Source organism: Pseudomonas sp. NFPP02 (assembly GCF_900119355.1).
In the GTDB taxonomy this organism is placed as follows: Bacteria; Pseudomonadota; Gammaproteobacteria; order Pseudomonadales; family Pseudomonadaceae; genus Aquipseudomonas; species Aquipseudomonas paracarnis.
The window spans coordinates 224,077-236,499 of the sequence record NZ_FPJI01000009.1 but is presented as its reverse complement, the minus strand read 5'-3'; the positions used below and the strand labels follow the sequence as shown (position 1 = coordinate 236,499).

Below are 12,423 nucleotides of genomic sequence, written 5' to 3'. Positions count from 1 at the left end.
TGGCGTGAGTCAGTCAGTCAGTCAGTCAGAAATAGAGTGACTGGCCCACCGCATTCGCGGGCAAGCCCGCTCCCACAGGTTTGACTGGCGTGTGGCCCTATTTATGCGTTTAGCCGTACTTGTTTTTCCAGCTCAAGCTTCAAGCCTGGTTCAAGTTTCAGTTGGCGTGCCAGTTCGTCCAGGTAGGCTTTTTCCATGAAGTTTTCTTCGTCCACCAGCATCACGCTGGCGATGTACATTTCGGCGGCCATTTCCGGGGTGCTGGCGGCGCGGGCAACGTCGGTTGGGTCCAGGGGCTTGTTGAGTTCGGCGTGCAGCCAGTGTTGCAGCTCGTGGTCGTTGTCCAGCTTGGTAAATTCGCCTTCGATCAAGGCGCGCTCGCGCTCATCCACATGCCCATCAGCCTTGGCCGCGGCCACCAGTGCCTTGAGAATGCCCTGGCTGTGTTGCTCCACCTGGTCAGCCGGCAGGCGGTCGATGGTTTGAGGCTCGCCTTGGGGCGCGTTGACCTGCTGGGCTTGCCAGTTGCCGTAAGCCTTGTAGGCAATCACACCCAGTGCGGCCAGGCCGCCGTAAGTGAGCGCCTTGCCGCCGAATTTACGCGCCTTCTTGTTGCCCAGCAGCAAGCCCATGGCCCCCGCCGCCAGGGCGCCGCCGCCGGCACCGCCGAGCATGCTGCCGAGCCCGCCACCGCTGAGCAAGCCGTCGAGGGCGCCCTTGTCATTGGATTTGCGTTGGCCGCCGGCCTTGTTTTGCAACATGTCCTGGCCAGACTTGAGCAACTGATCGAGCAATCCACGGGTATTCATTCGTAGCCTCCAGACACTTGGGTTCGTAGGACCAATAGGCCTCCAGCGTAAAACTAAGTGCCAAAAAGCCGCGATCTAGAGTGCTTCCAGATGTAACGTCCTCCTGCGATGCTGGAAATGTCTTGTTGCACATGCAACGCCATCATCCCGCCATCAATCAATTTGCCTTGTTCATCGAACCGCTTAAGCTATCCGGCGTCTGTTTATTGTCCGTTGCGTTTGGCCGAAGGCATGTCCGAACCGTTATTTCTGATCCGATACGTGCCAGGAACGGCGCGGGATTTGCTCACGACAGGTTGTCTCTATGCACCGCAGGAATTTGCTCAAAGCATCCATGGCCATTGCGGCTTACACCGGTTTGTCGGCCAGTGGCCTGCTGGCCGCGCAGGCCTGGGCCGGGAATCGGGCTGCCGATGGCAAGGCCGTGGCGTTCGATTTCGAATCGCTCAAGGCCCAGGCCAAGCAATTGGCCACCCGTGGCTACCAGGACACTAAGCAGGTGCTGCCGCCGACCCTGGCCACCATGACCCCGCAGAATTTCAACGCCATCGGCTATGACCGTAACCATTCGCTGTGGAAGGAGTTGAACGGCCAACTGGACGTGCAGTTCTTCCACGTCGGCATGGGCTTCAAGACGCCGGTGCGTATGCACAGCGTCGACCCAAAGACCCGTGAAGCCCGCGAAGTGCATTTTCGCCCTTCACTGTTCAACTATGAAAAAACCACGGTGGACACCCAGCAACTGACCGGGGACCTGGGTTTCTCCGGCTTCAAGCTGTTCAAGGCGCCGGAGTTGGACCGCCATGACGTGCTGTCGTTTCTCGGCGCCAGCTACTTCCGTGCGGTGGATTCCACCGGCCAGTACGGCCTCTCGGCGCGTGGCCTGGCGATTGATACCTACGCGAAAAAACGCGAGGAATTCCCCGATTTCACGCAGTTCTGGTTCGAAACTCCGGACAAGAACGCCACGCGCTTTGTGGTCTACGCCCTGCTCGACTCGCCAAGTGCCACCGGCGCCTACCGCTTCGATATCGACTGCCAGGCCAACCAAGTGGTGATGGCGATCGACGCGCACATCAATGCGCGCACCGCCATCGAGCAACTGGGCATCGCGCCCATGACCAGTATGTTCAGCTGCGGCACCCATGAGCGCCGCATGTGCGACACCATCCACCCGCAAATCCACGACTCGGACCGCCTGGCCATGTGGCGCGGCAACGGCGAGTGGATCTGCCGGCCCCTGAACAACCCGGCCAAGCTGCAATTCAACGCGTTCGCCGACACCAACCCCAAAGGCTTCGGCCTGGTGCAGACCGACCATGAGTTCGCCAGCTACCAGGACACCGTCGACTGGTACAGCAAACGCCCAAGCCTGTGGGTTGAACCGACCACGGCCTGGGGCGAAGGCTCCATCGACTTGCTGGAAATCCCCACCACTGGCGAAACCCTGGACAATATCGTGGCCTTCTGGACCCCGAAAAAGCCCGTGGCCGCGGGTGATTCGCTCAACTACGGCTACAAGCTGTACTGGAGCGCACTGCCGCCGGTGAGCACGCCGCTGGCACAGGTCGACGCGACCCGTTCGGGCATGGGCGGTTTTACCGAAGGCTGGGCACCCGGCGAGCATTATCCGAAGGTATGGGCGCGGCGTTTCGCCGTAGACTTCAAGGGCGGCGGCCTGGATCGCCTGCCAGCGGGCACCGGCATCGAGCCGGTGGTGACTTGTTCCCATGGTGAGGTGAAGGATTTCAGCGTGCTGGTGCTGGATAACATCAAGGGCTATCGCATCCTGTTCGACTGGTACCCCACCAGCGACAGCGTGGAACCCGTCGAATTGCGCCTGTTTATACGAACCCAGGACCGCACCCTGAGTGAAACCTGGCTGTATCAGTACTTCCCGCCAGCACCGGAGCAGCGCAAGTACACCTGAAATTAACCGCCTGATCATTCCCACGCCGCAGCGTGGGAATGATCACAGGTGGCTTAGAACCGCGACACGCTTTTCATCGCACCAATCAGATACCGCATCGCCACCTGATCGCTCTCGGTCAGCGCCCGGTATTGCACCAGCAACTCCATCTCATCTGAACTCAACCTTCGACCCCGCAAGGACATCCGACGGCTCAGAAAAGACGCCACCGCACCCGCTACGCCATAGGACTTGGCCATGGACCGCTACTCCTGATATCAGTCAAACACTCCTGGTGCCCATTTCCAAACTCCCGGGAAGCGCAACGGCTTCGCGGACCAACCGCCTGTCTCTCTGGGCCAGGAGTCGGGCTTACCCTTAGCGTAGAAACTATCTCATCATTCGTGGGATTTTTTTAGAGTATTAACTTAAAAAATAACGGCGGTAATAAAAACCTACAGCCATTACTCACGCAGGGGTCGATACAGGTGAATGTCTAGCGGTTCTTGCGCATAAAGCTCAGCGTGGGGTTGCTGCAAAAGACGGCAACCATGGCGCAGGTAAAAGTCCACAGTGTTACGCGACTCCGTCGCCGAGATATAGAGCGCCTGGGCCCCCACTTGCCGGCCGTGCTCGCAAGCCAGCGCCAACAACCGACCGCCCAGGCCAGAACCGCGGGCACTGTGGCTGACATGCAGGAATTTCAGCTGCCGCATCAGCAAGCCCTGGTGATGGAAGGACCGATTGTCCACCACCACTGCGGCAACCAGCACCTGGCCGTCGAATACACCCCACAACCACCCGCCGCGCTGGAGGCAGGCACGCAGCGCCACCGCATCCTGTTCAGCCTCGCCTTCGGGCCAGCCGCGCATATCATGATGCGTGGCATACAACACCAGTTCGCCGCAGTCCATGCGATAGCACGCCGGGATCAGCTCCGTACGATCGATGGTTGCCAGCAAAGGGATATCGTCTTCGGTTAACGCGCGTTCCACCAGCATAAGCTTCTCCTGCTTAACAACCGCCAAGGATCAGCCCTCCTATAAACGCGAGCAAGAAAAAACCCACCGTATCAGGGTGGGTTTGGCACAGAGGTAAGTAGGGTCAATCCCGCAGATCCGACTCATGGATCGGCTGGTCCCGATGGGTTGCCCGCTGGTACTGCGCCGGCCAGATGGCTTTGCGTCCGCCCAGGTCATCGTCGGCATGCAACGGCCAGTACGGGTCGCGCAGCAGTTCACGGGCCAGAAAAATAATGTCAGCCTGGCAGGTACGCAGGATGTGCTCGGCCTGGGCCGGTTCGGTAATCATGCCGACCGTGCCGGTGGCGATGCCCGATTCCTTGCGCACGCGCTCGGCGAAGCGCGTCTGGTAGCCGGGGCCAGTGGGAATCTCGGCATTGGCGGCGGTACCACCGGACGACACGTCGATCAGATCCACCCCGAGGTCTTTCAGGCGGCGCGCCAACTCCACGGTTTCATCCGGGTTCCAACCGTCTTCCACCCAATCGGTGGCCGACACGCGCACAAACAGCGGCAACTCCTCAGGCCACACGGCGCGCACGGCCTTGGTGACTTCCAGCACCAGGCGAATGCGGTTTTCGAAGGAGCCGCCGTAGTGGTCCTGACGCTGGTTGCTGATCGGCGAGAGAAACTGGTGCAGCAGGTACCCGTGGGCGGCATGGATTTCCACCACCTCAAAGCCTGCGGTCAAGGCGCGCCTGGCGGCGGCGACAAAGTCGGCGATTACTTGCTGGATCTGTGCTTCGTCCAGTGGCTTGGGCTGGGTGTGATTGGGGTCGAAGGCAATCGGCGAGGGCCCCACCGGCACCCAGCCGCCCTCCTCCGGCTTGACGCTGCCGTGTTTGCCGATCCATGGCCGGTGGGTGCTGGCCTTGCGCCCGGCATGGGCCAGCTGGATCCCAGCCACCGCGCCCTGGGCCGCGATAAAACGGGTGATGCGCCGCAATGGTTCGATCTGGGTGTCGTTCCACAGGCCCAGGTCCTGGGCGGTGATACGGCCATCGGCGGTCACCGCCGTGGCCTCGGTAAAAATCAGCCCGGCGCCACCCACGGCCCGGCTGCCGAGGTGCACCAGGTGCCAGTCATTGGCCAGGCCATCGTCGCTGGAGTATTGGCACATGGGTGAAACCGCGATGCGGTTGAGCAGGGTCAATTGGCGCAGGGTATAAGGTTCGAGCAGCTGACTCATGGCGCACCTCTTCTGGGTTCTGTGGGCACTGTTCAACAGTGCATAGAGCCTAGTCGACAACCATCGTTTGCACAGGGTTCAGAAAGGAAAGCGGGAGCCGATTGCCGGCTCCCGGTAGGCAGCGCCTTACATCTCGACCTGGGTGCCCAACTCGATCACACGGTTGACCGGCAGTTTGAAGAACCGCAGGTTGCCGTTGGCGTTTTTCAACATGAAGGCAAACAACACTTCACGCCAACGGGCCATGCCTTTGATGCGCGAGGCAATTACCGTTTCACGGCTGAGGAAGTAGGTGGTGCGCATCGGGCTGAAGTCCAGGTCATCCAGATGGCACAGTTTCAGCGCTTCAGGCACGTCCGGTTCATCGGTGAACCCGAAGTGCAGGATCACCCGGAAGAAGCCTTCGCCATAGGCATCCACCTCGAAGCGTCGCGCCGCAGGCACCCGTGGAATGTCTTCGTAGACCACGGTCAACAGCACCACCTGCTCATGCAGCACCTGGTTATGCAGCAGGTTGTGCAACAGCGCATGGGGCACGGCGTCGGGCCGCGCGGTGAGGAACACCGCCGTGCCCTGAACGCGATGGGGCGGCTGTACGCGGATACTGCTGATAAAGATCGGCAACGGCAGGCCACCCTCGTCGAGACGGCCGACCAGCAATTGCTTGCCGCGCTTCCAGGTGGTCATCAGCACGAACAGCACGATCCCCGCCAGTACCGGGAAGGCGCCGCCCTGGAGGATCTTCGGCGCGTTGGCGGCGAAGAACAGGCCATCCACCAACAGGCAGCAGAGCAACAGCGGCACGGCCAGCACCGGTGGCCATTTCCACAGCAGCAGCATCACCGCTGATACCAGGATGGTGGTCATCAGCATGGTGCCGGTCACCGCCACACCGTAGGCCGAGGCCAGAGCGCCGGAGGATTCGAAACCCAGCACCAGCAGTATCACGCCGACCATCAACGACCAGTTCACTGCACCAATGTAGATCTGGCCCTGTTCGGCACTGGAGGTGTGCTGGATATGCATGCGCGGGATGTAACCCAGCTGGATTGCCTGGCGGGTCAACGAGAACGCGCCGGAAATCACCGCCTGGGAAGCAATCACCGTGGCCATGGTGGACAAGCCCACCAACGGGACCAGTGCCCAGCTCGGCGCCAGCAGGTAGAACGGGTTGCGCGCCGCCTCCGGATCGCCCAGCAGCATCGCGCCCTGGCCAAAATAGTTCAGCACCAGCGCCGGCAGCACCAGCAGGAACCAGGCGCGGGCGATGGGTTTGCGGCCAAAGTGGCCCATGTCGGCGTACAACGCTTCAGCGCCGGTCAATGCCAGCACCACCGCGCCGAGGATCGCCACGCCAATACCGGGGTGAACCATGAAGAAGCGCACGCCCCATGCCGGGTTCAGCGCATTGAGCACTTCGGGTTGCTGCAGAATGCCGTACACCCCCAGGCCGCCCAATACCAGGAACCAGGTAACCATCACCGGGCCAAACAGCTTGCCGATGCGGTCGGTGCCGTGTTTCTGGATCAGGAACAGCGCCACCAGCACCACCAGGGCAATGGGCACTACCCATTTTTCCAGGCCGTCGAACGCCAGTTCCAAGCCTTCGATGGCCGACAACACCGAAATTGCCGGGGTGATCATACTGTCGCCGTAGAACAACGCCGCGCCACACAGGCCACACACCACCAGGAAACTGCGCAATTTCGTGTGCTTCCCGGCAGCTCGCCGGGCCAACGCGGTGAGGGCCATGATGCCGCCCTCGCCCTGGTTGTCGGCACGCAGCACGAACAATACGTACTTGATCGACACCACCCAGATCAGCGACCAGAAGATCAGCGCCAGGATCCCCAAGACACCGTCATGGTTGACCTGCACCCCATAACCGCCGTTGAACACCTCTTTAAGGGTGTAGAGCGGGCTGGTCCCGATATCGCCATAAACCACCCCGACCGCCGCCACCAGCATGCCAATCGGCTTGGCTTTTGAATGCTCGGCACCTGCTGCCTGACTACTTGCCTGACCCATCAACCACTCCTGCCCTTTGACCTGAGGTCTTTTATAAACAGCGCTTCTAAGCTGACCCTAGCATGCGCTGTTTTACTTCTCGTAACAGACGTTTTATTGACCCAAGGGCTTTACCCGTGCGCAACGGCGCGAAGCATAGCGCAGCACTCGTCGTATTTCCCCGTTCAAGTGAACGGGGTGTCGTTTTAGGCAATCAGTCATAGCGGGCACAGCAGCACTTTGGCGCCTTTTTGCCTGCATTGATCACATTTACGGCCAACCGTATATTCCTGGCCCGGCTCAGTCGTGCTGCGTGGGTGGTGTGAGCAGGAGCGCCTTGGCCGGATTACCTGATCAGTCATTCGTGCATTCGCATGGCGCGCAGTCGATACAAAAACTCAACTATCGGACTGTCTCTTTTAAGGTACACTCCTCATGTACGAAGTGAAACACGTACTGTCAATCAACGGCGTGGATATCTACCAGGCTTGGCTGGATACAGTGCAGGACACGCGTTCGAAAGCAAGAATCACCACCAGAGTGGATGGGGCGTCCCTTGGTCACTTTGGCGTTACCGAGCCAGTGGGTGATGGGGTCTTTGAGATGAAGCTCGACTTCGGCCCGGGGTTTCGCGTGTATTACGCAGTCCAGGATCGAAAAATCATTTTTCTATTGGGCGGTGGTTCGAAGGCCAGACAGCAGAACGATATCGATCAGGCCAAGGCTCTCTGGAAATCTTACAAGGTGCAGCAAAAATGACCATTCGTACCCGCCCGCACGAAGATAGCGTTCTGGAAATGCTTCGCAACGACGAGGCATTTGCCCTCGAATATTTGTCTGTCGCGCTTGAGGAAATAGATGAAGCCGGTGGCGAGGACGCTTTCCTTGTTGCTGTCCGTCGAGTGGCGGAAGCCCGTGGTGGGATGCTCAGCTTGTCGCAGAACACAGGACTCAATCGAGCAAACCTTTACAGGTCCATCGGCGTCGGCGGCGATCCTAAGCTCTCTACTTTGCTCAAAGTCCTCCAGGCGTTAGGTGTGGGCATGTCTAAAGTGGTATCGCACCGAACAGAACAAGACGTCCAGGCTTAAGCGCGCGCCAGTAGCTATGGGGATTACCCGGCGCAGCACTCGTCGCATTTCCCTGCATAAAGCTGGTCAAGTGCGCTGCCCGTCGATAGAATTGCGCACTTTTTGATCAGAGGCGCACCAAGCGCCCATCCGTTGCCTTGTCGTGCACGACCGGCAGCGTCATTCAATACCGAGGTTAGACATGTCCACCACCATCGCAAAAGCCAACCCCAAGGTTGGCTTTGTTTCCCTGGGTTGCCCGAAGGCGCTTGTCGACTCCGAGCGCATCCTCACGCAATTGCGTATGGAAGGCTACGACGTCGTGTCCACTTACCAGGACGCCGATGTGGTGGTGGTCAACACCTGCGGCTTCATCGACTCGGCCAAGGCCGAATCGCTGGAAGTGATCGGCGAAGCCATCAAGGAAAACGGCAAGGTCATCGTGACCGGTTGCATGGGGGTGGAAGAAGGCAATATCCGCAACGTGCACCCGAGCGTGCTGGCCGTGACCGGCCCGCAGCAGTACGAGCAGGTGGTCAACGCCGTGCACGAAGTGGTGCCGCCACGTCAGGACCACAACCCGCTGATCGACCTGGTGCCGCCCCAGGGCATCAAGCTGACCCCGCGTCACTACGCGTACCTGAAGATTTCTGAAGGCTGCAACCACAGCTGCAGCTTCTGCATCATCCCGTCGATGCGCGGCAAACTGGTAAGCCGCCCGGTGGGTGATGTGCTCGACGAGGCCCAGCGCCTGGTCAAGTCCGGCGTCAAGGAGCTGCTGGTGATCTCCCAGGACACCAGCGCCTACGGCGTCGATGTGAAATACCGCACCGGTTTCTGGAACGGCGCGCCGGTGAAAACCCGCATGACCGAGCTGTGCGAAGCCCTCAGCAGCCTGGGCGTGTGGGTGCGCCTGCACTATGTTTACCCGTACCCGCACGTGGACGAATTGATCCCGTTGATGGCCGCCGGCAAGATCCTGCCGTACCTGGACATCCCGTTCCAGCACGCCAGCCCGAAAGTGCTCAAGGCGATGAAACGCCCGGCGTTCGAAGACAAGACCCTGGCACGCATCAAGAACTGGCGCGAAATCTGCCCGGAGCTGATCATCCGCTCCACCTTCATCGTCGGTTTCCCCGGCGAGACCGAGGAAGACTTCCAGTACCTGTTGGACTGGCTGACCGAAGCGCAGCTAGACCGCGTCGGTTGCTTCCAGTACTCGCCGGTGGAAGGTGCACCGGCCAACCTGCTGGACTTGGCCGTGGTACCGGACGACGTCAAGCAAGACCGTTGGGAGCGCTTCATGGCGCACCAGCAGGCCATCAGCTCGGCACGCCTGCAACTGCGCATCGGCAAGGAAATCGAAGTGCTGATCGATGAAGTCGACGAGCAAGGCGCGGTAGGTCGTTGCTTCTTCGACGCCCCAGAAATCGACGGTAACGTATTTATCGACGATGCCAGCGGCCTGAAGCCGGGTGACAAAGTCTGGTGCACCGTGACCGACGCCGACGAGTACGACTTGTGGGCTGAAAAGCGCGACTGATCGCACGGTGATAAAAAAGCCTCGCCTCTGAGAAGATGCGGGGCTTTTTTAGGTCTATCGTATTGTCCATCAACCCCGAATACAGCAAGGGACAGCGGGCATGCGTCAGCATTCGGTGATTCACACACCTAAAACCAGCGACTACGCACGCCTGGTGCAGATCTGGGAGGACTCGGTACGCGCCACCCACGACTTCCTCCCGGACAGCTATATCGACATGTTGAAAAACCTGGTGCTGAGCCGCTATCTCGATGCGGTCATGCTGATCTGCACCAAGGACGTGCGCCAGCACATTACCGGCTTCGCCGGGGTGTCGGCGGGCAAGGTGGAAATGCTGTTTATCGACCCGCGCTACCGTGGCCAGGGGCTGGGCCGGCAATTGCTGGGCTACGCGATCGAACACATGAACGCCGATGAACTGGACGTCAACGAACAGAACCCCCAGGCCCTGGGTTTTTACCTCAAGCAAGGCTTCGAGGTGATCGGGCGAACGGACCATGATGGGCTTGGGCAGCCTTATCCGTTGTTGCACCTGCGTCTGCGCCAGCAGCAACAGGCCCGTAATGCCTGAACTGTGGGAGCTGGCTTGCCTGCGAAGGCGTCGGGTCAGTCTACCCATCCGGTGCTGGTATACCGCCATCGCAGGCAAGCCAGCTCCCACATTTAACCCGTGTTGTGTCAGTTAAGTAATTGTTATGGCCCATGTGCTGAAATGGGGCCGGGATTAACCGGCGCCAGGCAGGTACAATAGTGGCCCCCTTTTGTTACGGCCCTTGTCATGACTGACCCCATACGCCTCTCCAAACGCCTTATCGAACTGGTCGGTTGCTCCCGTCGGGAGGCTGAGTTGTTTATCGAAGGCGGCTGGGTCTCGGTGGACGGCGAAGTGATCGACGAGCCGCAGTTCAAGGTCACTGACGAGAAGGTCGAGCTGGACCCGGAAGCTAAAGCCACCGCGCCAGAGCCGGTGACCATCCTGATGCACGCCCCCGCAGGCATGGATGCTGAAACCGCCATGGCCTCGATCAGCGCCGAAACCCTTTCTGAAGAGCACCGCTTCGGCAAGCGCCCGCTCAAGGGGCACTTTCTGCGCCTGAGCGCCAGCGCCGACCTGCAAGCCAAGGCCAGTGGCCTGCTAGTGTTCACCCAAGACTGGAAGATTCTGCGCAAGTTGACCGCCGATGCCGCCAAGATCGAGCAGGAATACGTGGTGGAAGTCGAAGGCGACATGGTTGCCCACGGCCTTAACCGCTTGAACCACGGCCTGACCTACAAAGGCAAAGAGCTGCCTGCCGTCAAAGCCAGCTGGCAGAACGAGAACCGCCTGCGCTTTGCGATGAAAAACCCGCAACCCGGCGTGATCGCGCTGTTCTGCGAAGCCGTTGGCCTGAAAGTCATCGCCATCCGCCGCATCCGCATCGGCGGCGTGTCCATTGGCAAGGTGCCAGTCGGCCAATGGCGTTACCTGTCCGGCAAAGAAAAGTTTTAAGCCGTTCCCTTTTCCCGACACCGCCTGATTCCGGCGGTGTCATCAGTTGAATACCAGGATTGCCCATCATGATTCACAACGACGTACTGCGCAGCGTGCGCTACATGCTCGACATCAGCGACAACAAGATGGTCGAGATCATCAAGCTCGGCGGCATGGACGTGACCAAGGAAGACCTGCTGACCTACCTCAAGAAAGATGAGGAAGAAGGCTTCGTGTTCTGCCCGGATGAAGTCATGGCTCACTTCCTCGATGGCTTGGTGATTTTCAAGCGCGGCAAGGACGAAAGCCGCCCGCCGCAGCCGATCGAAACCCCGGTGACCAACAACATCATCCTGAAAAAGCTGCGCGTGGCCTTCGAACTGAAGGAAGACGACATGCATGCAATCCTCAAGGCGGCGGAGTTCCCGGTGTCCAAGCCAGAGCTGAGCGCGCTGTTCCGCAAGTTTGGTCATACCAACTACCGCACCTGTGGCGATCAGTTGCTGCGCAACTTCCTCAAGGGCCTGACCTTGCGGGTCCGTGCCTAAGCCATGAGTTACCAGGTCTCGCCCGTCGGCTTCGTACGCTCCTGTTTCAAGGAGAAGTTCGCCATCCCGCGCCAACCGCAACTGGCACCGGCTGCCCGTGGCGTGCTGGAGCTGGTGGCGCCGTTCGACCAGGGTGAGGCGGTGCAGGGGCTGGAGCAGGTCAGCCATGTGTGGCTGCTGTTTCTGTTTCATCAGGCCCTGGAAGACAAGCCACGCCTGAAAGTGCGCCCGCCACGCCTGGGCGGCAATACGTCCATGGGCGTGTTTGCCACCCGCGCAACCCATCGCCCCAATGGCATCGGCCAGTCGGTGGTGAAGCTGGACAAGGTGGAACCGGGGCGCCTGTGGATTTCCGGCATAGATTTGCTCGATGGCACGCCGGTGTTGGATATCAAGCCGTATGTGCCTTATGCCGATATCGTGGATGCCGCCACCAACGACATCGCCAGCGATGCGCCCGCGCTGATCGGCGTGCAATGGCTCAAGGCTGCACTGCAACAGGCGCAAGGCCATGCACAGCGCCTTGGTGAACCGTTGGTGGAGCTGATTGAACAGTGCCTGGCACAGGACCCGCGGCCGGCGTATCAGATTCCGACGTCGGAACGCGAATACGGTGTGCGGTTCTGGGATGTGGATGTGCGCTGGCACTACCCGGAGCCGGGGATGATTTGTGTGCTGGAAGTGGTTTCGGCGCAGTAAATCGCAGAAACGCAAAAGCCCGCGCTGCCTTCACAGGCAACGCGGGCTTTTCTTTGCAACGCATTCGACTGTAGGAGCGAGCTTGCTCGCGAAAAACGAGCAGGCACCGCGTTCAGTCAAGATGCCAGCGTTATCGTTGGCGTTCTTCGCGAGCAA

Annotated in this window: 13 protein-coding genes and 1 pseudogene; 8 read left to right on the top strand and 6 right to left on the bottom strand. The window is 60.0% G+C overall.

All coding sequences use genetic code 11. From position 1 onward, the window contains the following. Positions 1-101 precede the first annotated feature (101 nt). Positions 102-809, bottom strand: coding sequence for a tellurite resistance TerB family protein (locus BT204_RS17645; RefSeq protein ID WP_072447652.1), 708 nt, complete (start codon positions 807-809; stop codon positions 102-104). Between the two features lie 304 nt (positions 810-1,113). Here BT204_RS17645 and BT204_RS17640 point away from each other — a divergent pair, with 304 nt between their 5' ends. Further along, complete coding sequence (locus tag BT204_RS17640) at positions 1,114-2,739, top strand: glucan biosynthesis protein D (RefSeq protein ID WP_054897106.1); 1,626 nt, start codon at positions 1,114-1,116, stop codon at positions 2,737-2,739. 53 nt (positions 2,740-2,792) lie between these two features. On the opposite strand, the gene BT204_RS17635 is transcribed toward BT204_RS17640, so the two are convergent. From BT204_RS17635 to BT204_RS17620, 4 genes are all read right to left on the bottom strand, one after another. Continuing rightward, a complete protein-coding gene (locus tag BT204_RS17635; protein ID WP_014717190.1) occupies positions 2,793-2,978 on the bottom strand; it encodes a hypothetical protein in 186 nt (61 codons plus the stop codon). A 204-nt stretch (positions 2,979-3,182) separates the two neighbouring features. After that, complete coding sequence (locus tag BT204_RS17630; protein WP_072447650.1) at positions 3,183-3,719, bottom strand: GNAT family N-acetyltransferase; 537 nt, start codon at positions 3,717-3,719, stop codon at positions 3,183-3,185. 103 nt (positions 3,720-3,822) lie between these two features. After that, a complete protein-coding gene (locus tag BT204_RS17625) occupies positions 3,823-4,929 on the bottom strand; it encodes an NADH:flavin oxidoreductase/NADH oxidase (protein ID WP_034126499.1) in 1,107 nt (368 codons plus the stop codon). A 126-nt stretch (positions 4,930-5,055) separates the two neighbouring features. Further along, entirely contained in the window at positions 5,056-6,957 is a 1,902-nt protein-coding gene (locus tag BT204_RS17620) for a potassium transporter Kup (protein ID WP_014717187.1), read from the bottom strand. A gap of 414 nt (positions 6,958-7,371) precedes the next feature. Here BT204_RS17620 and BT204_RS17615 point away from each other — a divergent pair, with 414 nt between their 5' ends. The 7 genes from BT204_RS17615 to tsaA all read left to right on the top strand — a co-directional run bounded on the left by BT204_RS17615 (position 7,372) and on the right by tsaA (position 12,267). After that, positions 7,372-7,695, top strand: coding sequence for a type II toxin-antitoxin system RelE/ParE family toxin (locus BT204_RS17615; protein ID WP_054897104.1), 324 nt, complete (start codon positions 7,372-7,374; stop codon positions 7,693-7,695). Next, on the top strand, positions 7,692-8,027 hold the full coding sequence (locus tag BT204_RS17610) for an addiction module antidote protein (RefSeq protein WP_060764521.1): 336 nt from the start codon (positions 7,692-7,694) through the stop codon (positions 8,025-8,027). Before BT204_RS17615 ends, BT204_RS17610 begins: the two co-directional genes overlap by 4 nt. A gap of 193 nt (positions 8,028-8,220) precedes the next feature. After that, positions 8,221-9,549 (top strand): 30S ribosomal protein S12 methylthiotransferase RimO, encoded by a 1,329-nt coding sequence (gene rimO / locus BT204_RS17605; protein WP_169855583.1) that lies wholly within the window; start codon positions 8,221-8,223, stop codon positions 9,547-9,549. Between the two features lie 100 nt (positions 9,550-9,649). After that, positions 9,650-10,120, top strand: coding sequence for a GNAT family N-acetyltransferase (locus BT204_RS17600; RefSeq protein WP_072447648.1), 471 nt, complete (start codon positions 9,650-9,652; stop codon positions 10,118-10,120). A gap of 207 nt (positions 10,121-10,327) precedes the next feature. After that, positions 10,328-11,038, top strand: a complete 711-nt coding sequence (locus BT204_RS17595; RefSeq protein ID WP_014717183.1) for an rRNA pseudouridine synthase — start codon at positions 10,328-10,330, stop codon at positions 11,036-11,038. Between the two features lie 68 nt (positions 11,039-11,106). After that, complete coding sequence (locus BT204_RS17590) at positions 11,107-11,568, top strand: YehS family protein (RefSeq protein ID WP_005785469.1); 462 nt, start codon at positions 11,107-11,109, stop codon at positions 11,566-11,568. A 3-nt stretch (positions 11,569-11,571) separates the two neighbouring features. Next, positions 11,572-12,267, top strand: a complete 696-nt coding sequence (tsaA, locus tag BT204_RS17585) for a tRNA (N6-threonylcarbamoyladenosine(37)-N6)-methyltransferase TrmO (protein WP_054897101.1) — start codon at positions 11,572-11,574, stop codon at positions 12,265-12,267. 57 nt (positions 12,268-12,324) lie between these two features. On the opposite strand, the pseudogene BT204_RS28315 reads toward tsaA, so the two are convergent. Beyond that, a pseudogene (locus BT204_RS28315) lies at positions 12,325-12,423 on the bottom strand (outer membrane lipoprotein carrier protein LolA); the annotation flags it as partial.